The 23852-nt window shown below is 71.3% G+C and carries 19 protein-coding genes; 8 read left to right on the top strand and 11 right to left on the bottom strand.

Features of this window, described 5'->3' with window-relative positions; genetic code table 11:
• The first annotated feature begins 26 nt into the window (after positions 1 to 26).
• Complete coding sequence (locus tag ACGFU6_RS03490; RefSeq protein ID WP_393607846.1) at positions 27 to 884, top strand: DUF1963 domain-containing protein; 858 nt, start codon at positions 27 to 29, stop codon at positions 882 to 884.
• A 412-nt stretch (positions 885 to 1296) separates the two neighbouring features.
• Here the strand turns inward: ACGFU6_RS03490 and ACGFU6_RS03485 are convergent, their stop codons facing one another.
• Entirely contained in the window at positions 1297 to 1836 is a 540-nt protein-coding gene (locus ACGFU6_RS03485; protein WP_393607845.1) for a hypothetical protein, read from the bottom strand.
• The gene (locus ACGFU6_RS03480) at positions 1829 to 2125 is read right to left on the bottom strand and encodes a hypothetical protein (protein ID WP_393607844.1); all 297 of its coding nucleotides are present in this window, start codon (positions 2123 to 2125) and stop codon (positions 1829 to 1831) included. Before ACGFU6_RS03480 ends, ACGFU6_RS03485 begins: the two co-directional genes overlap by 8 nt.
• Before the next feature lie 138 nt (positions 2126 to 2263).
• On the opposite strand from ACGFU6_RS03480, the gene ACGFU6_RS03475 reads away from it, so the two are divergent.
• Positions 2264 to 3109, top strand: a complete 846-nt coding sequence (locus tag ACGFU6_RS03475) for an aminoglycoside phosphotransferase (RefSeq protein ID WP_393607843.1) — start codon at positions 2264 to 2266, stop codon at positions 3107 to 3109.
• 312 nt (positions 3110 to 3421) lie between these two features.
• Here the strand turns inward: ACGFU6_RS03475 and ACGFU6_RS03470 are convergent, their stop codons facing one another.
• The gene (locus ACGFU6_RS03470) at positions 3422 to 4465 is read right to left on the bottom strand and encodes a LacI family DNA-binding transcriptional regulator (protein ID WP_393607842.1); all 1044 of its coding nucleotides are present in this window, start codon (positions 4463 to 4465) and stop codon (positions 3422 to 3424) included.
• 187 nt (positions 4466 to 4652) lie between these two features.
• On the opposite strand from ACGFU6_RS03470, the gene ACGFU6_RS03465 reads away from it, so the two are divergent.
• On the top strand, positions 4653 to 5966 hold the full coding sequence (locus tag ACGFU6_RS03465; protein ID WP_393607841.1) for a M14 family metallocarboxypeptidase: 1314 nt from the start codon (positions 4653 to 4655) through the stop codon (positions 5964 to 5966).
• Positions 5967 to 6040: 74 nt separating this feature from the next.
• Positions 6041 to 7786: a BCCT family transporter gene (locus tag ACGFU6_RS03460; RefSeq protein WP_393607840.1), complete on the top strand. Its 1746-nt coding sequence runs from the start codon at positions 6041 to 6043 to the stop codon at positions 7784 to 7786.
• Between the two features lie 37 nt (positions 7787 to 7823).
• Here ACGFU6_RS03460 and ACGFU6_RS03455 read toward each other — a convergent pair whose 3' ends face one another.
• A complete protein-coding gene (locus ACGFU6_RS03455; protein WP_393607839.1) occupies positions 7824 to 8747 on the bottom strand; it encodes an FAD-dependent oxidoreductase in 924 nt (307 codons plus the stop codon).
• 126 nt (positions 8748 to 8873) lie between these two features.
• Here ACGFU6_RS03455 and ACGFU6_RS03450 point away from each other — a divergent pair, with 126 nt between their 5' ends.
• The 4 genes from ACGFU6_RS03450 to ACGFU6_RS03435 all read left to right on the top strand — a co-directional run bounded on the left by ACGFU6_RS03450 (position 8874) and on the right by ACGFU6_RS03435 (position 14174).
• Positions 8874 to 10511, top strand: coding sequence for an ABC-F family ATP-binding cassette domain-containing protein (locus ACGFU6_RS03450; RefSeq protein WP_393607838.1), 1638 nt, complete (start codon positions 8874 to 8876; stop codon positions 10509 to 10511).
• A gap of 219 nt (positions 10512 to 10730) precedes the next feature.
• The gene (locus ACGFU6_RS03445; protein WP_393607837.1) at positions 10731 to 12209 is read left to right on the top strand and encodes a chlorohydrolase family protein; all 1479 of its coding nucleotides are present in this window, start codon (positions 10731 to 10733) and stop codon (positions 12207 to 12209) included.
• Positions 12206 to 12880, top strand: coding sequence for a GntR family transcriptional regulator (locus ACGFU6_RS03440; protein ID WP_393607836.1), 675 nt, complete (start codon positions 12206 to 12208; stop codon positions 12878 to 12880). The genes ACGFU6_RS03445 and ACGFU6_RS03440 overlap by 4 nt, the downstream gene beginning before the upstream one ends.
• Positions 12881 to 12962: 82 nt before the next feature.
• Positions 12963 to 14174, top strand: coding sequence for an amidohydrolase family protein (locus ACGFU6_RS03435; protein ID WP_393607835.1), 1212 nt, complete (start codon positions 12963 to 12965; stop codon positions 14172 to 14174).
• A gap of 83 nt (positions 14175 to 14257) precedes the next feature.
• On the opposite strand, the gene ACGFU6_RS03430 is transcribed toward ACGFU6_RS03435, so the two are convergent.
• The 7 genes from ACGFU6_RS03430 to ACGFU6_RS03400 all read right to left on the bottom strand — a co-directional run bounded on the left by ACGFU6_RS03430 (position 14258) and on the right by ACGFU6_RS03400 (position 23792).
• A complete protein-coding gene (locus ACGFU6_RS03430) occupies positions 14258 to 15307 on the bottom strand; it encodes an ABC transporter ATP-binding protein (RefSeq protein ID WP_393607834.1) in 1050 nt (349 codons plus the stop codon).
• Entirely contained in the window at positions 15304 to 16377 is a 1074-nt protein-coding gene (locus tag ACGFU6_RS03425; RefSeq protein ID WP_393607833.1) for an ABC transporter ATP-binding protein, read from the bottom strand. Before ACGFU6_RS03425 ends, ACGFU6_RS03430 begins: the two co-directional genes overlap by 4 nt.
• Positions 16374 to 17294: an ABC transporter permease gene (locus ACGFU6_RS03420; RefSeq protein ID WP_393607832.1), complete on the bottom strand. Its 921-nt coding sequence runs from the start codon at positions 17292 to 17294 to the stop codon at positions 16374 to 16376. The genes ACGFU6_RS03425 and ACGFU6_RS03420 overlap by 4 nt, the downstream gene beginning before the upstream one ends.
• Positions 17291 to 18265 carry an ABC transporter permease gene (locus tag ACGFU6_RS03415; RefSeq protein ID WP_393607831.1) on the bottom strand — a complete coding sequence of 325 codons (975 nt, stop codon included), beginning with the start codon at positions 18263 to 18265 and terminating at the stop codon, positions 17291 to 17293. Before ACGFU6_RS03415 ends, ACGFU6_RS03420 begins: the two co-directional genes overlap by 4 nt.
• On the bottom strand, positions 18262 to 19872 hold the full coding sequence (locus tag ACGFU6_RS03410; protein WP_393607830.1) for an ABC transporter substrate-binding protein: 1611 nt from the start codon (positions 19870 to 19872) through the stop codon (positions 18262 to 18264). Before ACGFU6_RS03410 ends, ACGFU6_RS03415 begins: the two co-directional genes overlap by 4 nt.
• Positions 19873 to 20303: 431 nt before the next feature.
• Positions 20304 to 22778, bottom strand: a complete 2475-nt coding sequence (locus ACGFU6_RS03405; RefSeq protein ID WP_393607829.1) for a Tex family protein — start codon at positions 22776 to 22778, stop codon at positions 20304 to 20306.
• A gap of 156 nt (positions 22779 to 22934) precedes the next feature.
• Positions 22935 to 23792: a hypothetical protein gene (locus ACGFU6_RS03400; protein WP_393607828.1), complete on the bottom strand. Its 858-nt coding sequence runs from the start codon at positions 23790 to 23792 to the stop codon at positions 22935 to 22937.
• Between the last annotated feature and the right edge of the window lie 60 nt (positions 23793 to 23852).

The following is a 23852-nucleotide window of genomic DNA, read 5'->3' as shown; positions in this document are numbered from 1 at the left end:
TCAGTGCCACTTCCTACAGTTCGGACATGACGTATCTGCGGCCCAACCCCATCACTCCGCCCGACGCGGCGCTGCTTCGGCAGAAGGTCGACGCCATCGGCATGTCCCGGTACGCGAAGTACTTCGAGGGAGCGGCCCAGCACGGCATCGCGCTGGGACCGCCGCCGCCGGGTACGAAGCCCTTCACCCGTAGCGGCTGCGCCCCGACCGTGCCGCCCGGCTTCGTCTGGCCGTCCCGCCCCGCGTACGACGAGGGGGGCCTTCCTAAGCCGTACGCCTTCATCGCCCAGATCGACCTGTCCGAGACGGCAGCCGCGGACGTCCACGGCATCCTGCCGCCGAAGGGCCTCCTCTACTTCTTCTTCGAGAGCCCCGAGGGCCTCGGCGGCTGGGACAAGGCCACGGTGCTCTTCTACCCGGAGGCGCAGGCGAAGGACACCGTCGAGTACGACATGACGGACCCGATGATCGTCGCGTACACGAAGGCGTGGACAAGAGGCCCGCACCAGTACTTCGACCGCGACCCCTTCTACTACGGCGCGGTCGGCAAGGCAACCGTCGCCGAGCCCTACCTCTGGGCGCTGACCCGGCAGGGCGCCGACGTCCCCGACGAGATCTGGGACGCCGACTACCCCTCCTGGGACCTGGACATCGACGCGTCGCGCCCCGACTACATGCTGCTGCTCGGCACGGACACCGAGGGCCCCGGCGACTTCGAGGGCAAGGGCCCCTTCGAACCCTGGAGCCCGACGCAGTCCAGCCGCCTCCTGTTCTCGCCGGGCGACTGGGTGCACTGCGAATGCCCGGCCTTCTTCTTCATCGACGACGCGAAGCTGGCCGCAGGCGACTTCAGCGATGTCGACGTCTGCACACCGCAGCACTGAGCACACGGGGCGGGGCGGCCGAAGTAGCTCCTGTCGCCGGTCAGTGTCTGGCCGGGGCGGGCGGCGACGAGGCCGGGGTCGGCGGCGAGGAGGATGCGGCTGTGCCGCCCTCCCTCCGCGTCGAGGCTTATGTGAACGCCTTGATGAGGTGGACCGTGGACGGCTGAGTTGCACGCTCGCGCATGGCCTCCGCTTCTGCGATGCGGCGGCCATGGTGGTCTCGATGGCGGCGACCTCACCGAGCCAACCCTGGTCGCGGGCCTCCTGGAGGCGGTCGACGAGGTTGGCGTGGATCTTCTGGAGACGTGGCATCTGGGACGGGTCCACGAGGAGTAGGGGACATCTGACGCAGGCTTCTCTGAACTTCGAGTTGGCACCCGGCTGTTGGGATTCCCCGGTTCTGGCCAGCCAGTCAGGGCAGCAATCGGCGGGTAGAGGTCCAGGCCAGGAGCTGATCGCGGGTGCGTCCAGGTGCCAGGTAGCCGAGCAGGGTCTCCAGATGGGACGTCAGGTTCTTGTGGCACCGAAGCTTGCGGATCTGCTCGATGGCCAGGTCGCGCCCCCCGTCGGCGAGGGGGGCAGCCTGTGCGGGCGTGATCGTCAGTGCGTCAAGCGTGTCGGCCGCCAGCGCGTCGGGGCTCCAGTCGGGGTCTGTGTCGTCGGGGCCCAGCCTGTCGATCACCCACATCCGGAGCATGAAGTCCTGCTGGGTCACCCGCTTCAGGTGTCCCGCGCCGTCGGGGAGCATGAGCCGATTGGCGAGCAACGATAGCTTCGCCCACTGGCGGCGGGTTTCTTGTGGGTCAGCTGAGTAGTAGGCATGTCCCTGCGCCGCGACGCGTGCTGTCTCAAGCTGCTGACCACGGGCATTCTGGATGAACGTCTGCAGCTGGTCGAGTGTCCACGTGCTCGGATCGCGCCCGAGGTCTTCTCGGTCTGCGTCGCTACTCACGGTCCGCGCTCCTGGGCGTAGGCATGCCGAGGCTGATGGGGGCTGTCTGTGCCCGCCGGTTGATCTGACCGAGCTTGTCCTCGGCGCCGGCCAGGCTAACCCGCAGACCTTCGACCTCGCCGAGCCAGCCCTCGCGCTCCGCCTCGGCGATGCGGGCGATGAGATTGTCGCGGATCTCCTCGATGCGGGCGTGTTGGGCCGGGTCCGGCCTGAGGAGTGCACATCTGACACAAGCGTGCTCATGGACACAAGGGGTGGAAAATGCGCGGCCGCAGGTGCCGATGGACACCTTGCGATTCTCGAAGTGCGCGAGGAAGGCATCCCACTCCTCCTCGGTGGGAGTTCGGTATTCTTCGCTGGCCCGGGTGGACCGGCGGCGGGCGAAAAGAAGGTGCGCTGGGCAGGGTGATGTCGGCAGGATGCCGGCGTGACCGAGCTGCCGAGCAACGCCGTCCCGCCCCCTGCCGTCCTCGATGCCTTCGGTGTGAAGGGCACTCCTGTCCCGCTGGTTGGCGGGCAAGGACGAAGCGTTCTGGCCGGTGAGTTCGTGTTCAAGCCTGCTGAGGGAGCTGAGGACGAGGTCGAGTGGGCTGCTTCCCTGTTCGAGAAGCTGGCACCGGGCAGTGGCTTCCGCGTCCCGCTGCCGCTCCGGACCGCCGGCGGGCGGACCGTCGTGGACGGCTGGACGGCCAGCGAGTTCCTGACCGGTGAGCCCGGTCCGCAGGGGCACTGGGCCGGTGTGCTCAGCGCCGGCCGTGCCTTCCATGCCGCCCTGCGAGAGGTGCCCCGGCCCGACTTCCTTGATCAGCGTACCCATCCGTGGGCTGTGGGCGACCGGGTTGCGTGGGGCGAGCAGGACGTCGACGTGGTCGAAGACCTCGCCGCACCGTTCTCGGCTCTGTTGGAACTGAGGCGCCCGGTGCAGCAGGACGCGGCCCAGCTCATGCACGGCGACCTCACCGGCAATGTGCTCTTCGCTGCGGGCGAAGTGCCCGCTGTAATCGACTTTTCGCCGTACTGGCGGCCTCCTGCGTTCGCCGAGGCCATCGTGGTCGCGGATGGGCTGCTGTGGTTCGATCTTCCGTCCGACCTGCTGGTCGATGGCAGTGATCATCCCGACTGGCAGCAGATGCTGATTCGTGCGCTGATCTTCAGGCTCGTCGCGCATAGCCAGAGCGCAGGGCCGTCAGGCCGGGCTCAGCCTGGTGAGCCAGAGCGGTATGTGAGGGCAACCGACGTTGTGGTGCAGACGTTGGCAGCGCTTCAGCGGTAGTTCTCTCGGGTGGTTTCCGGTGGAACGACCTCGGAGTATCGGAACGCCTCGGTCATGGTCTTCCTCTCTGGCTGGCGTCCGCAGCGTAGGCGGCCCAGTCGCTGCAGGCCGCCCATCGTTGCTGGCAACGTTCGCACCAGGGCTGCCCTGTGGCCCGGGAGATCTCGCAAGGAGCGGTGCGGCCGCAGTGTCCGCGCTCTTTGATCTCCTTCGGCCTGCAGTTGTTGCAGCGGATGCCGTCGGCGAGCCAGACGGTCACCGGCTGACGGCGACCGCAGCGGACGCGGACTTCCAGGGTGACGAGGTCACGGATCAGGCCGAGGCGCGGCGGATCAGCTGGGTCGGCATGATGACCGAACCGGCGTCGCCGGCCCCGTCCTCCAGCCGTTCCATCAGTAGCTTGACCATCAGCCTGCCCATGCTCACCACATCCTGACGGACCGTCGTCAGCGGTGGATCGGTCGTCTCGGCGACCGACTCCATGTCGTCGAAGCCGACCAGCGCCACGTCCTGCGGCACCCGCCTGCCCTGCTCGCGCAGCACCCGCAGGGCTCCTGAGGCCATCAGGTCGTTGGCGGCGAAGACACCGTCCAGGTCGGGCCGCCTCTCCAGCAGGCCGGCCATGGCGCGGGCGCCGCCCTCCGCGGTGAAGTCGCCGTCCGCGACGAGCGCGGGATCGCCGTCGGGCAGCACGTCGAAGTAGCCGTCGATGCGGTCCAGCGCCGAGGTCTGGTCGCGCGGGCCCGCGATGTGCGCGATGTGGCGGCGGCCGAGCGAGGCCAGATGACGCACGGCCTCCCGGGCGCCGCCCCGGTTGTCGCAGTCGACGTAGGGGACCGCGAGTCCGGAGGCCGCCCCCGGCCGTCCTGGCCGCCCGCCGTAGACCGTCGGCACCCGGAACCGGCTGATGACCGCGGACAGCTCGTCGTCCGTGTGCAGCGAGAAGGCCAGCACTCCGTCCACATGGCCACCGGCCAGATAACGGGTGACCCGGTCGAAATCCCCGCTTCCCTCCACCAGGAGAAGAACCAACTGGGCGTCATAAGTGATGAGTTCACGGCTGATGCCACGGATGTGCTGGGAGAAGAAGGGGTCCGAGAATATCCGGACCTCGGGCTCGTCGATGATCACGGCGACCGCTCCGTTGCGCCGGGTCACCAGCGTCCGGGCGGCATGGTTCGGTATGTAGCCCAGCTCGTCGACCGCCTTGCGCACCTGGTCCACCAGCGGCTGCCGCACCCCGGCACCGCCGTTGACCACCCGGGAGGCCGTTGCCCGGGACACCCCCGCCCGAGCCGCCACGGCTTCCAGGGTCGGGCGGGCGTCGCGGGAGGCATCGGGGATCGAACGGGGCAAGGGACGCTCCTCTGAGGCGCGGGAGGGGGCCGGGGGCAGCCGGGGCCCCGGCCGGACAGCACGGACCCCGCCAGCCTAAGGGCTGTCCGGTAATCCCTGGCGGCGCACAGCGGTTACGGCGCAGCCCCTGGCGTTCCGCACAGCCGGACACCTGTCGCACGGACGCCCGGCACGGTACCTTCCGGCCATGCCGACACGTGTGCGGGGTGCCCGTCCGGGCAGTCGCCCGCGCCGCGACCTCGTGCTGGCGGCCGTCGCCACCGCGCTGGCCGGCGCGCTGCTCACGGGGTCCGCCGAGGCCGCGCGGACGCCGCCGCGCACCGGATTCGAATCGGCCGGCGGGGCGCGCTGGACCGGCCAGGGCGGTGAGCGCGCGCTGCTCGCGGCCGTCGACCGGTACAGCGACCGGGTCTCCGTCCAGCGCATCGGCACGACGAAGCAGGGCCGCCCGCTGCGGCTGGTCCGGATCGGCAGCCGGCGCCCCGGCGTACTCAGGGTGCTCCTCGTGTGCAGCCAGCACGGCGACGAACCGGCGGCCCGTGAGGCCTGTCTGACGACGATCCGTGACCTCGGGTACGCCAGGGACCGGGCAACCCGGGACTTCCTCTCCCGCACCGAGATCCTCGTCCTGCCCACCGCCAACCCCGACGGCCGTGCCGCCGGCACCCGGGGCAACGCCGACGGGGTGGACATCAACCGCGACCACATCGCACTGCGCACCGCCGAGGCCCGTGCCATCGCGGCGGTCCTGCGCGAGGACCGCCCCGACGTGGTCTACGACCTCCACGAGTACGGCGCGAGCCCGCCCTACTACGACAAGGACCTGGCCGTGCTGTGGCCCCGCAATGCCAACGTCGGCATCCGGGTGCGCGACGAGTCGAAGCTGCTGGCCGAAGACCACGTGCGTCCGGCCGCCCGGGACGCCGGACACGACAGCGGGCTCTACGGAATCTGGACCGACCCGGTCACCGGCCGGCCGGTCAGGCAGACGGCGGGCGACGGACAGGAGCGCATCCTGCGCAACGCGGCGGGCGTGAAAGGCGCGGTGGCTCTGCTCGTCGAGTCCCGCGTGGACCCGCTCACCGACGCGGAGCGGGCCGACCCCGCACTCAACGACCGCCGCCGGGTGCACTCCCAACTCGCCGCCCTCAAGGGGCTGTTCTCATACGTCGAGGAGCGGCGTGACGAGATCGCCGCCGCCACCGCCCGCTCCCGGGCGGCCGGGACCACCGACCGGGGCCCGGTGCTGCTGGGCGGCGCCGACAACGAGGCCCCGGGGCCCGGCGACGTCCTGGCGCATCCGCCCTGCGGGTACCGGCTCACGGCGGCCCAGTTCGCCGGGGCGGCGGACGAACTCGCGCTGCACGGCGTCACCTCCCGGCCCGATGGTGACGGTGTGTACGTACCGCTGGCCCAGCCCGCCCGGAGGCTGATCCCGCTCCTGCTGGACGCACGTGCGTCATACCACCTCATAAACGGTCAAGCCGATACCGCTTGTTGATCCCAGAAGTTATGCACCGCGTGTGGTACTGCCTACGGAGAGCGAAACTCCAGCCTCCGTGAAAGGTGCCTTTCGTGTCGCAGGACGATCAGAGAAAGGGCGAAAGGGGGGATCTGTCGGTGACGGCGGATCTGCCCGGCGACCCGACCCAGGGCCGGCGCCCCACGACCGACCGGGTGGTGTTCGGCGTCACCGCCGTCCTCACCCTCGCCTTCGTGGTGTGGGGGGCCACGGCCACCGACTCGCTGGAGAACGTCTCCAGCACCCTGCTCAACGGATTGATGCACAACGGTGGTTGGGCCTTCATGCTGGCCGCCTCCGGATTCGTGGTCTTCGCGCTCTGGCTCGCCATCAGCCGCTACGGAAAGATCACCCTCGGCCAGGAGGGCGAGGAGCCGGAATTCCGGACCGTGTCCTGGGTCGCCATGATGTTCAGCGCCGGCATGGGCATCGGCCTGATGTTCTACGGGGTGAGCGAGCCCCTGGCGCACTTCGTCCACCATCCGCCCGGAACCCACCCCGCCGACGCCGCCGAGGCGATGCAGACGGCGATGGCCACCACCCTCTTCCACTGGACGCTCCACCCGTGGGCGATCTACGCGGTCGTCGGTCTCGCCATCGCGTACAGCACCTTCCGGCGCCGCAGGCGGCAGACCATCAGCGCCGTCTTCGAACCGCTCATCGGCGCCCGGCACGCCCACGGCGGCGTCGGCAGGCTGATCGACATCCTCGCCATCTTCGCCACGCTCTTCGGCTCGGCCGCCTCGCTCGGTCTTGGCGCACTCCAGATCGGCAGCGGTTTCCACGAGCTGAACTGGAAGGAGAAGACCGGCACCGGCCTGCTCGTCCTGATTATCGCCGTGCTGACCGTGGCGTTCGTCGCCTCGGCGATCTCCGGCGTGGAGAAGGGCATCCAGTGGCTGTCCAACATCAACATGGTGCTCGCCCTGATCCTCGCCGTGTTCGTGTTCATCGCGGGCCCGACCATCATCGTGCTCGACCTGCTGCCCACCTCGATCGCCGCCTACATCGGTGATCTGCCCCAGCTCGCCGGGCGCACCGAGGCGACCGGCAAGGGCGAGGTCGCCGACTGGCTCAGCAGCTGGACCGTCTTCTACTGGGCCTGGTGGATCTCCTGGACCCCGTTCGTCGGCATGTTCATCGCCAGGATCAGCCGAGGCCGGACGATCCGTCAGTTCATCGGCGGGGTCATCCTGGTGCCCAGCACGGTCAGCCTGGTCTGGTTCGCGATCTTCGGCGGCACCGCCATCAAGCTCCAGGAGGCCGGGAGGCTCGACGGCGCCGACACCCAGGAGGCCCAGCTCTTCGGCGTACTCCAGCAGTTCCCCGTCGCCACGCTCATGAGTCTGCTGGTGATGATCCTGGTCGGCATCTTCTTCGTGTCGGGCGCGGACGCCGCGTCCATCGTGATGGGCACGCTGTCGCAGAAGGGCATCCTCGAACCGGCCAAGTGGGTCGTCGTCTTCTGGGGCGTCACCACCGGTGCGGTGGCGGCGGTCATGCTGCTGATCGGGAACGGCAAGGGTGACGCGCTGGCCGGCCTGCAGAACCTGACCATCCTGGTGGCCGCGCCCTTCACGATCGTCATGATCGGGATGTGTGTGGCCCTGATGCGGGACCTGCGCGAGGACCCGCTCATCGTGCGCCGCGAGTTCGGGGTGGAGGCGGTCGAGTCCGCCGTCATCGAGGGCCACGCCAAGTACGACGGCGACTTCGAGATCCGGATCGGCCCCGGCGGCAGCCAGGTCACCACCGAGCGCAAGGACGGGCCCGGCGGTTCGAGCCCGGCCGCCGACTGAGGGCGCCCGTCCGCCGGCCAGCCCGTCCGCGGTCCGCTCATTCCACCAGCCGGGCCGTCGCCTCCGCGCAGCCCAGGGCCACGGTCACGCCCGCGCCGCCGTGCCCGTAGTTGTGCACCAGGCGCCCGCCGCCGGGCAGCGGCTCGGCCTCGATGCGGACCCCCGCGTCCCGGGCCGGCCGCAGCCCCACCCGGTGTCCGATGACCCGGGCGCGGGCGATCTCCGGCCGGACCCGGGCACACCGCGCCACGATCTCCTCGGCCGCGCGGGGATCGGGCACGGTGCTCCAGTCGTCCGTGCCCGCGGTGCCGCCGAGCACCAGCCGGCCCGGCTGCGGGAAGAAGTACGTCGTCGTGTCCGATGCCGGGTCCGCCTCGGTGAACCACTCCTCGATCCCCGGGTTCTCCACCATGACCAGCTGACCGCGCACCGGCCGCATCCCGGTGTCCGGGACCAGCTCACGGGCACCGAGCCCGGTGCAGTTGACCACCGTCGCCGCCTCGGCCGCCGCCTCGTCGAAGGAGCTGACCGTGCGCCGCTCGACCGAGCCCCCGGCCGCCCTGACCTGTTCCTCCAGCCAGTCCAGGTGCACCGGCATGTCGATCAGCGGCAGCCGGCACCGCAGCCCCTCGGCGCTCTCCACCACATCCTTCAGCTGCCCGGCCCACGCCCCGAGCGCCGCCAGCCGCTCACCCCGGTGCAGGCCGCCGACCAGCCGCACCCCGGTCTCCCCGGGGCGGGCGGCCAGCTCCTCGTACCGGCGCAGCGAAGCCAGTGACCAGTCCCCGACCCGGTCCTGCGGCTCGATCCGGTAGGGCCACCACAGGGCCCCCGCCACCGCGGACGTCGTGGTCGCCGCGGGCTGGCGGGACCAGACCCGCACCCGGTGACCGCGTCCGGCCAGCACCACCGCCGTGGTGAGGCCGCTGACCCCACCGCCCACCACGATCACTTCCGACACTGCCGCACCGCCGCTCGTCCCTGCCCGGTCCACCCGATCCAGGGGAAGGACCCTAGCCGAGGCACACGGGCAAGGCGATGCTCCGGCGACCGGCGGCTCCGGACGCCGATTAGGATCGACCCCCTGATGACTGCCACCCTCGTCGCCAAGGACCTCGCCGCCGGACACGGCGACCGCACTCTCTTCGCCGAACTCGACCTCGTGGTCGCTCCCGGTGACGTGATCGGTCTCGTCGGAGTCAACGGCGCCGGAAAATCGTCGCTCCTGCGGCTCCTCGCCGGACTCGACCAGCCGGAGGAGGGCGAGCTGCGGCTCTCCCCGCCCACCGCCACCGTCGGCCACCTGCCGCAGGAACCGGAGCGGCGCCCGGGCGAGACCGTGCGGGAGTTCCTGGCCCGCCGGACGGGTGTGGCCGAGGCCCAGGCGACGATGGACGCCGCCACCCAGGCCCTCGTCGACGGGGCGCCCGGCTCCGACGACGCGTACTCCGAGTCACTGGAGCGCTGGCTCGCCCTCGGCGGCGCCGACCTGGACGAACGCGCCGAGGAGGTCGCCGCGGACCTGGGCCTGACCGTCGGCCTGGACCTGCCGATGACCAGCCTCTCCGGCGGCCAGGCGGCCCGCGCCGGTCTCGCCTCGCTGCTGCTCTCCCGCTACGACGTCTTCCTGCTCGACGAACCCACCAACGACCTCGACCTGGACGGCCTGGAACGGCTGGAGCGCTACGTCTCCGGGCTCCGCGCCGGCACGGTCGTCATCAGCCACGACCGCGAGTTCCTGATGCGCACGGTCACCAAGGTCCTCGAACTCGACCTCGCCCAGCAGCAGATCAACCTCTACGGCGGTGGCTACGCGGCCTACCTCGAGGAGCGCGAGCGGGCCCGCAGGCACGCCCGCGAGGAGTTCGAGGAGTTCGCGGACAAGCGCTCCGCCCTCGAGGGCCGCGCCCTCATGCAGCGCTCCTGGATGGACAAGGGCGTCAGGAACGCGCGCCGCAAGGCCGGCGACTCCGACAAGATGGCCCGCAAGTTCCGGAGCGAGTCCAGCGAGAAGCAGGCCGCGAAGGCCCGTCAGACCCAGCGCATGATCGAGCGCCTCGACGTCGTGGAGGAGCCGCGCAAGGAGTGGGAGCTGCGGATGGAGATCGCCTCCGCCCCCCGCTCCGGCTCCGTCGTGGCGACGTTGCGCGAGGCGCGGGTCGTGCTCGGGGACTTCGCGTTCGGCCCGGTCTCGCTCCAGGTCGACTGGGCGGACCGGATCGCCATCACCGGTGCCAACGGTGCCGGGAAGTCGACCCTGCTCGCCGCTCTGCTCGGCCGCCTCCCGCTGGACTCGGGGCACGCGAGCCTGGGCCCGGGCGTGGTGGTGGGGGAGGTGGACCAGGCGCGCAAGCTGTTCCACGGCACGGAATCGCTGCTGGAGGCGTTCTGCGCGGCCGTCCCCGACACGGAGCCGGCCGAGGTCCGTACCCTCCTCGCCAAATTCGGCCTGCGCGCCGATCACGTGACGCGCCCCGCGACCACCCTCTCCCCGGGTGAACGGACCAGGTCGGCACTGGCCCTGCTCCAGGGCCGGGGCGTCAACCTCCTGGTCCTGGACGAGCCGACGAACCACCTCGACCTGCCGGCGATCGAGCAGCTGGAGTCGGCGCTCGACTCGTACCAGGGCACGTTGCTGCTGGTCACGCACGACCGCCGGATGCTGGAGGCGGTGCGCACGACGCGCCGCGTCGAGGTCGCGGCCGGACGGCTGACGGAGAGCTGAGGCCGGGCCAACGCGGCCGTAGTTGGTATGCCAAGAGTGAGGGGCCTGTCTCGCTCATCCATTGATTGAGGCTCGAATTCCGACTTAATTCTCATAATTCCTGAAGGTGCGGGCACTTGGTATGCCAAGTGCTACTCTCGCCTTGTTCCGGCCGGGGAGCCGCCGTTCCCGTCGCCCGGCCGGAACGCGACCGGTTCACCCGCACCCGCAGGAGGCCCCGTGCGAACCCGCTGGCGTGCCACCCACGTCCTCGCCCACCGCGACGGCGGCCACGCGCTCCTGAGGGACGGCGAGATCGTGTGGGAGGGCGACACGATCGCCTACGTCGGGCGCGGCTACGACGGCCCCGTCGACGTGGACCTGGACCTCGGCGGGGCCCTGGTCATGCCCGGCCTCATCGACCTGGACGCGCTCACCGACATCGACCACCTCGTCCTGGACTCCTGGGCCCCGCCCGCCCGCGCCGCCGGACTCCTCTGGTCGCAGGAGTACTTCGACCACCGCAGGCACGAGGTCTTCACCCCTGCGCAGCGGGCCACCGTCCGCGAGTACGCCCTGGTCCAGCTGGCCCTGCACGGCATCACCACGTACATGCCCATCGCCTCCGAGGTGCACAGCGCCTGGGCCGAGCCGTACGACGAGCTCGTCACCATGGCCGAGACCTCCCGGCGCATCGGCCTGCGTGGCTACCTGGGGCCCGCCTACCGCTCCGGCGTCAACGTGGCCCGCCCCGACGGCGGCCGCCACGTCGCCCTCGACGAGGAGCGGGGGCGGGCCGGACTGCGCGACGCCGAGCGCTTCCTCGACCACACCGCGCGCCTGGCCGACCCGCTGGTCAACGGGGTGCTGCTGCCCTGCCGCATCGAGACGCTCACCGAGGAACTGCTGCGCGGGACCGCCGCGCTCGCGCTCCGCCGCGACGTCCCCGTACGCCTGCACTGCCTCCAGGGCCTGCACGAACGCGACCTCGTACACGAAACGCACGGCTGCACCCCACTGGAACTGCTGGCCCGCACCGGTCTCCTGGACACCCGGCTGCTCGTGCCGCACGGCGTCTTCACCGACCGTCATCCCGCGGTGCACGGCGAGGACCGGGGCGATCTGGCCGTGCTCGCCGCAGCGGGTGCATCCGTCATCCACTGCCCGCAGACCTCGCTGCGCTACGGCCAGGTGCTGCACTCCTTCGGCGCCTACCGGCGCGCGGGCGTCAACCTCTGCCTGGGCACCGACTCCTTCCCGCCCGACCTGATCCGGGGCATGGACACGGGTGTCCACCTCGCGAAGATCGCCGACGGCCGCGCGGACGCCGCACCCGCCGAGCGCTACGTCGAGGCGGCCACCCTCGGTGGCGCCCGCGCCCTGGGCCGCGCCGACCTCGGCCGGCTGGAGCGCGGCGCACAGGCGGATCTGGTCGCGTTCCGGCTCGACGACATCCGCGACGGCGTCCAGGACGACCCCGTCCGCACCTTCCTGCTCAACGGCACCGCCCGGCAGGCCACCCACTCCGTCGTGGCGGGGAACCCCGTCATGACCGACGGCCGGATCCCCGGCATCGACCTGGCGAACCTGCGCCGCCGCGCACAGGGCCTCTTCGAGACGATGCGGGAGGGTTACGCCGAGCGCGACGCGCACCGCCGAGGTGCCGACGTGCTGTTCCCGCCGACTTTCCCGCCGTTCGAGGAGACGACACCACGATGACGACGACCGAATCGCCCGACGCCAGTGAGTCCCACGCCGACCACGCCGAGCGCACGATCCGGGCCGGCATCCTGTCCGGCGTGTACCCGCCCGGCGCCCGGCTGCGGGAACGCGAGCTGTCGGAGGCCCTGGGTTTCTCCCGCATCCCCGTCCGCGAGGCACTCACCCGGCTGACCGGCGAAGGCCTCGTCGTCATCTCCCCCCGGCGCGGCGCGTCCGTCCGCAACCTCTCGCTGCGCGACGTCGCGGAACTCTTCGACCTGCGCCTGAGCCTGGAGGTGTTCGCCGCCCGCAGGGCCGCCGAGGCCTGCGCGGCCGGACGCGGCGGCGACCGGCTGCGCGCGCTCATGGAGGCGGCCGAGGACGCCACCCGGCGCGGCGACGTCCACGAGATCCCGGCCGCCAACACCGCCCTGCACGCGGAGATCGTCGCGATGACCGGGAACCGGCTCCTCCAGGACGCCCTTCAGCCCTCGCTCGGCCTGGTGCAGTGGCTGTTCACCCTCACCGGCGGCCTGGACCCGCGCGTCCAGTGCACCGAGCACCAGGACATCTGCGCCGCGATCTACGCGGGCAAGCCCGATCTGGCCGACGCCCTCGCCTACGCGCACATCGAACGCGGCCGGGGCCCGTCCCTGGCGGCGCTGGCCGAGGTGCTGCCGGCCGAGTGACCCGCCCGGCCGGCGCCGTCCGGTCCGGGCCCGACCCACCCCGACCGCCACACCCCGGCGGCCAACCGAGGAGATGCACCACATGCTGATCACAGACGTCCGTCCCTGGGGCGGCGAGCCCTGCGACATCGAGATCAAGGACGGCGTGATAGCGGCGATCACCCCGCACGACCCCGCCCGCGTCGTCACGGGCGACACCGTGGACGGCCGCGGACGCCTCGCGCTGCCCTCGTTCTCCGATGTGCACTGCCACCTCGACTCCACCCGCATCGGACTGCCCTTCCGCCCCCACACGGGCAAGCCCGGCGTCTGGGGCATGACGATGAACGACCGCGCGCACTGGCGCGAGGACGAGTGGTCCGTCGCCGAGCGGGCCACCTACACCCTGGGCCGCATGATCGAGCGCGGCACCACCCGGGTGCGCAGCTACGCGCAGATCGACGCGGACTGCGGTCTGGAGCGCTTCGAGGGGGTCCTCGCCGCCAAGGAGGCGCACGCCGGAAGGTGCGAGGTCGAGATCATGGCCTTCCCGCAGGCCGGCCTCTTCAAGGAGAAGGGCGTGCCGGAGCTGATGGACCAGGCTCTCGCCTCCGGCGCCGCCGTGGTCGGCGGCATCGACCCGTGCACCCTGGACCGTGACCCCGTACGCCACCTCGACGTCGTCTTCGGTCTGGCCGAGCGCCACCAGGCGCCGATCGACATCCACCTCCATGAGCCCGGCGCACTCGGTGTGTTCAGCGTCGACCTCATCCTGGAGCGGGTGCGCGCCCTCGGCATGGCCGGCCAGGTCACGCTCTCGCACGCCTACGAACTCGGCACCGTGGACGAGGCGACGACCCGGCGCCTCATCGAGGAGTTCGCCGAGCTGGACATCGCGATGGCGACCATCGCCCCGGCCCAGCAGCAGCACGCCCTGCCGCTGGCCCAGCTGACCGCCGCCGGAGTACGGGTCGGCCTGGGCGAGGACGGCCAGCGCGACTTCTGGTCCCCGTACGGCAACGGCGACATGCTGGACCGCACCTGGCAGCTCGCCTTCACCAACCGCTACCGCGCCGACGAGCTCATCGAGCACTGCGTCGCCGTCGCGAGCCGCGGTGGTCACTCGATCCTCCAGGGCGGGCCGGAGCGTCTGACGTCCGTCGCCGACCGGCCGGGCCTCGCCGTGGGCGACGAGGGCGATCTGCTGCTGGTCGAGGGCGAGACCGTCGCGTCCGCCGTGATGGACCGCAGCGACGACCGCACGGTCCTGCACGCGGGCCGCGTCGTCGCCGACGGCCTGGAGCTCGTCGGCTGACCCGTCCCGGGAACGCCGCACACGAGCGAAAGGAGCCCGTCCACCACGAGGGTGGACGGGCTCCGGTGTGTCCGGCGGCGTCGTTACGCGGCGGACTTCGCGGCGTCCGGCACGCTGCCGTCGTCCGCCACGAGGTGGCACGCCACCTGCCGCGTGAGTGACGGGTCCGCCGCCACCGGCAGGGTCCGCAGCTCCGGTGCCTCGGTACGGCACCGCTCCGTGGCCAGCGGGCACCGGGTGTGGAAGTGGCAGCCGGGCGGCGGGTCCAGCGGGCTCGGCAGGTCGCCGCCGAGCACGATCCTGCTGCGGCCGCGCTGCTCGGCCGGGTCGGGCACCGGAGCCGCGGAGAGCAGCGCCTGCGTGTACGGGTGCTTCGGTGCGGCGAACAGCTCGGCGGCCGGGGCCTGTTCGACGATCCGCCCCAGGTACATCACCGCGATGCGGTCCGCCAGGTACTCCACGGCCGCGAGGTCGTGGGTGATGAACAGGCAGCCGAAGCCCCGGTCGCGCTGGAGGTCCGCGAGCAGGTTGAGGACGGACGCCTGCACGGACACGTCGAGCGCCGAGGTCGGCTCGTCGGCCACCAGCAGGTCCGGGTCGACCGACAGCGCCCGTGCGATCGAGACCCGCTGGCGCTGGCCACCGGAGAGCTCGTGCGGGTTGCGGTCGGCGAGTTCGGGCCGCAGGCCCACCTGGGCGAGGAGCTCGTCCACCCGGCGCGAGGCCTCGCCGCGGTTCGCCATCTTGTGCAGCCGCAGCGGCTCCGCGATGATCTGCCGAATCGTCATCCTGGGGTTGAGGGAGGACGAGGGGTCCTGGAAGACCAGGTGGAAGTCCTTGCGCAGGGGCCGCAGTTCGCGTGGAGCGAGCGCGGTGATGTCCCTGCCGTTGATCTCCACGCTGCCGCCGGTGGGCCGGTCCAGGCGCACCACGCACCGCCCGACCGTCGACTTGCCGCTGCCCGACTCCCCGACGAGGCCCACGACCTCGCCCGGCATGATCGTCAACGACACCCCGTCGACGGCCCTCACCGAGCCGCCGGACCCGTCGAAGTGCCGCTTCAGGTCGTGCACGGCCAGCACCGGAGTACCGGTGCCCGCGGTGCGGGCGGGTGGGACGAGGCTGGCGCTCATCGGTCGGTTCCCTTGCTCGCGACGGGTCGGGACGGCGCGGATTCGGCTACACCGGCCGGGTGGTGACAGGCAATCAGGTGCGTGCCCACGGACCTGCTCAGCGGCGGCCGGTCCGTCAGGCAGCCCGCGTCCGCCGAGGCGCAGCGCGGGGCGAAACTGCACCCGGCGGGCTGCTCGCGCAGATCGGGCACGAGGCCGGGGATCTCGTTGAGCCGGTCGCGGCCGTTCGCGCCCCGGCTGCCGGGACGCAGTACGGCTCCGAGCAGACCCCGGGTGTAGGGGTGCTGCGGGGAGGCGAACAGCTCGTCCACCGAAGCCTGTTCGACCGGGCGGCCCGCGTACATCACCAGGACCCGGTCGGCGGTGTCCGCGACGACCCCGAGGTCGTGCGTGATGAGCACGATCGCGGTCCCGAGCCGGTCCCGGAGCGAGCGGAGCACATCGAGGATCCCCGCCTGCACGGTCACGTCGAGGGCGGTCGTCGGCTCGTCGGCGATCAGGACCGCGGGGTCGCACGCGACGGCGATCGCGATCATCACGCGCTGCCGCATTCCGCCGGACAGCTGGTGCGGGTACTCGTCGACCCGCTTGTGCGGGGCGGGGATGCCGACGATGCCGAGCAGTTCGACGGCCCGCTCCCTGGCCTCGCCCCGGCCGAGCCCCTGGTGGCGGCGGAGCACCTCGGTGATCTGCCGGCCGATGGTGAGCACCGGATTGAGCGACGTCATCGGCTCCTGGAAGATCATCGACAGCCGGCGGCCGCGCAGCGAACGCAGCTTCTTCTCCGGCGCGCCGACCAGCTCCTGGCCGTCCAGGGTGATGGACCCGCCGATCCGGGCGGTCGGCGGGAGCAGGCCCATCACCGCCATGGAGGTGACGGACTTGCCGCAGCCGGACTCGCCGACCACGGCCAGCACCTCGCCGGGCGCCAGATCGTAGGAGACACCGTCCACGGCGTGCACGGTGCGCTCCGCGCCGTGGAAGGAGACCGTGAGATCGCGGACCCGGAGCACCGGCTCGGCGAAGCCCCGCGCGGCGGCGGTCGCGGTGGATGTATCGACTTCGGTCACCGGGAACCTCCGCGGGGGTCGAGGATGTCGCGTACACCGTCACCGAGCAGGTTGAACGCCAGAGTGGCGAGCACGATGACGAGGCCGGGGAAGACCGCCATCCAGGGCGCGTCCGCGATGAACGGCTGGGCGCTGGAGAGCATCACACCGAGCGAGGGCGAGGGCGGCTGCACCCCGAGACCGAGGAAGCTGAGCACCGCCTCGCCGATGATCGCGGACGGGATGCCCACGGTGGCCTGCACGATGAGGGTCGAGCTCGCGTTCGGCAGGATGTGGCGGAACAGGATCACGCCGTCACCGCCGCCGTTCGCCGTAGCGGCACCGACGTAGTCCAGGTGCTTGAGCCGGAGGGTCTCGGCACGCGTGACGCGCACGATGCCCGGGATCTGCGAGGTGCCGATCGCGATGGTCGCGTTCTCCAGGGACGGCCCCATCACCGCGGCGAGGCCCACGGCCAGCACCAGGAACGGGAACGCCAGCATGGTGTCGGTCAGCCGGGAGACCGCCGTGTCGGCGAACTTCCCGTAGTAGCCGGCCACCAGCCCGAGCGGCACGGCGACGACGAAGGCCAGCAGCACGGCCAGCACCCCGACCTGCATGGACGCGGTGACACCGACGAGCACCCGGGACAGCTGGTCGCGGCCCAGGTCGTCGGTGCCCAGCCAGTGCGACCAGCTGGGCTCCCGCAGCGCCGCGTCGAAGTCCGGCAGCGCCGGGTCGTACGGGGCGATGAGAGGTGCGACCAGGGCGACGAGGACGAATACCGCGGACAGCACCGCACCCACGAGCGCCAGCCGGTTGCGCCGGAGCCGGCGCAGCGAGGTGGCGAGCCGCGCCGCGCGGGTGGGCGGCCGGGGCGCGGGAGGTGCCGTGGCGGCCGGTGCGGGTGCCGCCGCCGTCGACGGGGAGAGGGTCATCGGGAACCTCCGAGCCGGATGCGCGGGTCGACGACCGAGTACAGGAAGTCGACCAGCAGGTTGATCAGGATGTAGGCGGCCGAGGTGAACAGCACGACGCCCTGCACCATGGCGTAGTCACGGGTGAAGACCGCGTCGATGGTGAGTTTGCCGAAGCCGGGCAGTACGAAGACCTGCTCGGTGACGACGGCTCCGGAGATCAGGTGGCCGAGCTGCAGGCCCAGCACGGTGATCACGGTGACGAGCGAGTTGCGCAGCCCGTGCCGGCCGATCACCGCGGCCGGGGCGAGCCCCTTGGCCCGTGCGGTGCGCACGTAGTCCGAGGACATGGCGTCGATCATCGCCGCCCTGGTCTGGCGCATCACCACCGCGGCGAGGCCGGAGCCGAGCACGATGGCGGGCAGTACCAGCCGCCGCAGGTTCTCCAGCGGATCGGTGCTGAACGGTACGAAGCCGGAGGCCGCGAAGACCGGCATGGCGATGGCGAACACCAGCACCAGCACGATGCCCAGCCAGAACGCGGGGATCGACATGCCGAGCAGCGCGATGCCGTTGGCCAGCCACTCCTCGGGCTTGCCGCGCCGCACGGCGGCCATGACCCCGGCCCCGATACCGACGACCACGGCCATCAGCAGCGACAGCGCGGCCAGTTCCAGCGTGATGGGCAGGGCCTGGGTGATGGAGTCGAGCACCGGCAGCCCGGTCCGGGCCGAGGTGCCGAAGTCGCCCGTGGCCGCGTTGCTGACGTAGCGCCAGTACTGGACGGCGATGTTGTCGTTGAGCCCGTACTCGGAGCGGATCGCGGCCAGCACCTCCGGGGAGGTCTGTTCACCGGCCAGCGCCTGAGCGGTGTCGCCGGGCATCGCGCGGACCCCGAGGAACACGGTGATGCTGACGAGCACCATCGTCACCAGCGACATGCCGATACGGCGGCTCACGTACGACGTGAGCAGTCTGCGGAGGGTGGTCACCGGCTCCCCTTCGTGTATCCGGCTTCCTTGACCCTGATCAGGCCGTCACCGGAGAGCTTGATGCCGCTCACAGCCTGCGAGGCGGAGACGTAGCTGATGTTGCGGTAGAGGTAGATGACCCCGTGCTGCTTGTTGATCGCGGCGGTGAGCCTGCGGTAGATCTCGCGGCGCTCGGCCACGTCGGAGGTGCTGCGCCCCTCCACGATCAGACGGTCGATCGTCGGGTCGGAGAGCTTGCCCTGGTTGTTGCTGCCCGTCGTGCCGACGAGGCTGTCGATGTTGCCGGCGGGGTCGGGCTGACCGCCCCAGCCGCCGGTCCTCGCCTGGAAGTCGCCCGCCAGGGTCCGGGTCAGCCCGGTCGCGAACTCGGTCGGGCGGAGCTTGACGTCGAAGCCGGCGTCGGCGGCCATGGCCTGTACGACCTGGCCGAGACGGCTGTCCTCCGGAGTGGTGTTGATCATCAGCTCCAGCGGCACCGGCGTCTTGACCCCGGCCTCATCGAGCAGGCGCTTCGCCTTCTCCACGTCCCGCCCCGGGCAGGTGACCGGGGAGCTGAGGGGCGTCCCCGGCGGCACCGGGGAGCAGGCCGGTTCGTACATGCCCTGGAAGACCAGCTTGTTGATCAGCGCCCGGTCCAGCGACAGGTCGAAGGCCTCCCGGACCCGCACATCGCGGCCGAAGGGGCTGTCGACCGGGCTGGGGTCCTTGTCGATGCCGTGCGAGTTGGCGACGTTGAGGGTCAGCGCCATGTAGCCGAGCGACGGGGTGTTCAGGAGCTGGAGCCCCTTCTCGCCCATCGAGTTGCGGACCTCGACCGGGCCCATCTGGTCACCGATCTGGACGTCACCGGAGCGGATGTTGGCCATCCGGATGCTGCCGTCGGTGATCGTCTTGTAGATGACGCCGTCGAGGTGGACCTTGTCCGCGTCGTAGTACAGCGGGTCCTTCTTCAGCTCTATCCGGTCCCCGACGACCCGCTTGACGTACTTGAACGGGCCGACGCAGGACGGATGGGCGGCGAAGTCGGCCCCGTACTTCTTGATCGCCTTCGGGGACATGATCAGCCCGGCGGTGTTGGCCAGCCGGCCGAGCAGCGGTACGTCGGGGTGGCTCAGCGAGAGCCGCACGGTGTACGGGCCGGTCGCGGTGACCTTCTCGACGGAGTCGATCTCGGAGGCCCGGCCGGAGCCGCGTAGATGCAGATGGCGGTCGAGCGAGGTCTTCACCGCGGCGGCGTCCAGCCGGGCACCGTCACTGAACCTGGCGCCCTCGCGGACGGTGAAGGTGAAGGTGCGTCCGCCGTCGGTGATCTTCGGCAGGGTGGCGGCCAGCTGCGGGACGAACTTGTTGTCCTGGTCCACGTCGTAGAGCTGTTCGCACATGGACGTGAACACGGTGCGGGCCACCAGCGTCGTGGTGAGGCTCGGGTCGAGCCTGTCGGGATCGGACTTCAGCCCGATCGTGACCGTGCCGCCGTCGCGCACGGGACGCATGTCGGTGAGGCGCGGCTGGGCGGTGGTCTCCTTGCCGGGCGGCGAGAGCGAGCTGCATGCGGTGGTGATCGCCAGCAATGCGGCCACCGACAGAGCGGCCGGAATTTGACGCATGGGATCGAGCCTCCTTGGGGACGGCAGGGGGGCAGGACGGCGTAACGAGCACCGGCGCGGGGACACGTGGGCACACGTTGGGTACTCGTTGAGCGGAACGGTATACCAGGAGTCTTCCGGCCTACTGAAGGGCGAGCGACCCCGTTTGCCGCATTTGCAGCGGAATTTGGCACACTAATCGGGCAAGTCGGCCTGGAGGAATTTTGAAAGAAATCGCGACTTGAGATCGACTTGGTATACCGGTTGGGTGGGGGGATTGGTGGGCGGCCTGGTCGACGGAGCCGGGGGAGGTGTCTCTGGCCCGGCCGCCGTCTGTGTAGGGGTGGCCGGAAATAGTCCTCGGACATGGCAAAGGGCGGGGCGGGGAGCAAGCCGCCTCGGCGAACCTCTCCCCACCCCGCCCCGATGTCCCGGGCGGGATTCCGCTCCCGTTACCGCTTCTTGCCGCCCTGGTTCGGGTCCAGCAGGCCGGCCCGCCGAAGCGCGTCGGCCATCGCCCCGTTGGCCGGAGCCGCTGCCGGAGTCTGGCGACCGCCGCCGCCACCGCCACCGCCGCCAGTGCCACCGCGCCGGTCACGCCCCTGGCCGCCCTGGCCGCCGCCCTGACCGCCACGCGGCCCCGCGCCGCCCTGGCCCTGCCGCTGGCGCGGCGGGCGTCCGCCCCGCTCGCCGCCCGAGCCGCCCGAACCGTTCGCGCCGTTCGCGGCGCCGGACCCGGAACCGCCGCCCGCCCCGGCCTCGTCGTCCAGACGCAGCGTCAGCGAGATCCGCTTGCGCGGGATGTCGACCTCCATGACCTTGACCTTGACGACGTCGCCCGGCTTCACGACATCACGCGGATCCTTGACGAACGTCCTCGACATCGCGGACACATGCACCAGGCCGTCCTGGTGCACCCCGACATCCACGAACGCGCCGAACGCCGCGACGTTCGTCACGACTCCCTCCAGCACCATGCCGGACGCCAGGTCGCCGAGCTTCTCGACGCCCTCCTTGAAGGTGGCCGTCTTGAACGCCGGACGCGGGTCGCGCCCCGGCTTCTCCAGCTCCTTGAGGATGTCGGTGACGGTCGGCAGCCCGAACTTCTCGTCCACGAAGTCGTCGGCCCGCAGCGACCGCAGCGCATCCGTGTTGCCGACCAGGGACGCGACGTCACTGCCCGTCCGCTTCACCATCGCCCGGACCACCGGGTACGCCTCCGGGTGCACGCTGGACGCGTCCAGCGGGTCGTCACCCCGGATCCGCAGGAAGCCCGCGCACTGCTCGTACGCCTTCGGGCCGAGCCTGGCCACGTCCTTGAGCCCCTTGCGGGACCGGAACGGGCCGTTGGTGTCGCGGTGCGCGACGATGTTCTCCGCGAGCCCCGAACCGATGCCGGAGACCCGTGAGAGCAGCGGCGCCGAAGCGGTGTTGACGTCGACGCCGACCCCGTTCACACAGTCCTCGACGACCGCGTCCAGCGAGCGCGACAACTTCACCTCGGACAGGTCGTGCTGGTACTGCCCGACCCCGATCGACTTCGGGTCGATCTTCACCAGCTCCGCCAGCGGGTCCTGGAGGCGGCGCGCGATCGAGACGGCGCCGCGCAACGTGACGTCCATGTCCGGGAGTTCCTGCGAGGCGAAGGCCGACGCCGAGTACACGGAGGCGCCGGCCTCCGACACCATCACCTTGGTGAGCTTCAACTCCGGGTGCTTCTCACACAGTTCACCGGCGAGCTTGTCCGTCTCGCGAGAGGCGGTGCCATTGCCGATCGCGATGAGATCGACCTGGTGCGTCTTCGCCAGCCGCTCCAGCGTGGCCAGCGACTGGTCCCACTTGTTGGCGGGCACGTGCGGGTGGATCACATCGGTCGCCACGACCTTGCCGGTCGCGTCGACGACGGCGACCTTCACCCCGGTACGGAACCCCGGGTCGAGCCCCAGCGTGGCCCGCGTCCCGGCAGGCGCGGCGAGCAGCAGATCGCGCAGGTTCGACGCGAAGACACGTACCGCCTCGTCCTCTGCCGCCGTGCGCAGCCGCAGCCGCAGGTCGATGCCGAGGTGGACCAGGATCCGGGTGCGCCAGGCCCAGCGCACGGTGTCGGCCAGCCACTTGTCCCCGGGACGGCCTCGGCCGTTCACCCCGAAGCGCCGGGCGACCATGCTCTCGTACGAGGAGGGGCCAGGTTCCGCGGACGGCTCCTCGGGCTCCAGGACGAGGTCGAGGACGTCCTCCTTCTCGCCCCGCAGCATCGCGAGCACCCGGTGCGAGGGCAGCGCGGTGAACGGCTCGGTGAAGTCGAAGTAGTCCGCGAACTTGGCGCCCGCCTCCTCCTTGCCGTCCCGCACCTTCGCCACCAGCCGGCCCCGCGTCCACATGCGTTCACGCAGTTCGCCGGTCAGGTCGGCGTCCTCCGAGAAGCGCTCCGCGAGGATGGCGCGGGCCCCCTCCAGGGCCGCCGCCGGGTCCGCGACACCCTTGTCCGCGTCGACGAACGGGGCGGCCGCGACGAGCGGGTCCACCGACGGATCGTCCAGCAGGCCCGAGGCGAGCGGTTCGAGCCCGGCCTCCCGGGCGATCTGCGCCTTCGTCCGCCGCTTCGGCTTGAACGGCAGATAGATGTCCTCAAGACGCGCCTTCGTGTCGGCGGCCCGGATCCGCGCCTCCAGCGCGCCGTCGAGCTTGCCCTGCTCCCGTACGGATTCGAGGATCGCGGCACGGCGGTCCTCCAGCTCCCGCAGATAGCGCAACCGCTCCTCGAGCGTGCGCAGCTGCGCGTCGTCGAGCATCTCGGTCGCTTCCTTGCGGTAGCGCGCGATGAACGGCACGGTCGATCCGCCGTCGAGCAGCTCGACGGCCGCCCTCACCTGTCGCTCCCGTACGCCGAGCTCCTCGGCGATCCTGCCTTCGATGGACGTCGTCACGGTTCTACCGACTCGCCTTCTCCTGCTGGCTGTGCTGGTCGGGCCCGGGGGCCGGCCGTTCGGGCCGGACCGGAGCCACTCGCCTGCATTCTGCCGGGTGGCCGGGCGCCGTGTCGCCCGGCCACCCCACAATCGGGCCGTCGGCTGCGCGCCCGGTCAGCCGGTCGCGTCCGCCGGGAACGCGCCCGCGGCGAACGCGGTGGCGAGGAATCCCCGGCCCAGCTCGGTCAGCCGGGCCACTCCGGCGCCGCCCAGGTGTTCGTACGGGGCGAGGTCCATCCGGTCCGTGGACTCCTCGACGCCGGCCCGGAGCGCGGCGCCCTCCTCCGTCAACTCGCCCTCGGCGGTGAGCAGTCCGCGCTCGCGCAGCCGCTCGGACGCGGCCTCCCAGTCGGTGCGCCGCCAGCCGCGGGTGACCAGGATCCAGCGGGGCGCCATGCCCTTGCCGGTGGCGGTGTGGCTGACCAGGGCCTCCAGCGGGTCGAGGCCGGCCGCGAGGAGGGCGGCGAGATGGGCGTCGCCGCGGTGTTCCCGCAGCAGGGTCGCGGCGTGCCAGTACGCCAGGTGAGGCTGCTCCGGCACCGGGAGATCGGCATGGGCGGCGTAGAGCGGCCGGGCGTGTCGCGTACAGCCCTCGGTGGCGCGCAGGGCGAGCTGCGCGGCCTCCGCCATCTCGGGCGATGCGATGATCTCCTCGCCGAGCAGCCTGCGCAGCGTGGAGTCGGCGGCGCGCAGCCGGGCCGCCAGGACCTGGCCGGGTGAGGCGGTGTCCCAGACGGCGGGCACGTGCCGGGCGACGAGCTCGTGGTTGAAGTTGTAGAAGGTCGCGGTGACCGTACCCGCGCCGACGGCGCCCATCGCGGCCGAGCGGGCGGCGAAGTACGCGGCGGAGGAGTCGGTGATCCCGATCCCGGCGAGCTCCTTGCCGAGGTCGGGGGAGAAGTAGAGCGCGGAGTGCAGGGGGTTGAGGGCGTTGTGGCAGCGGCGTCCGGCACGGGGCGGGAGAGTACTCATACCCCGCACGTTACCGACTGGTCGGTACGGACCGGAACCCCGGACCGCGAATCAGGTATG

Source organism: Streptomyces sp. NPDC048462, assembly GCF_043200175.1.
In the GTDB taxonomy this organism is placed as follows: Bacteria; Actinomycetota; Actinomycetes; order Streptomycetales; family Streptomycetaceae; genus Streptomyces.
This window is presented reverse-complemented; position numbering and strand designations above follow the sequence as displayed.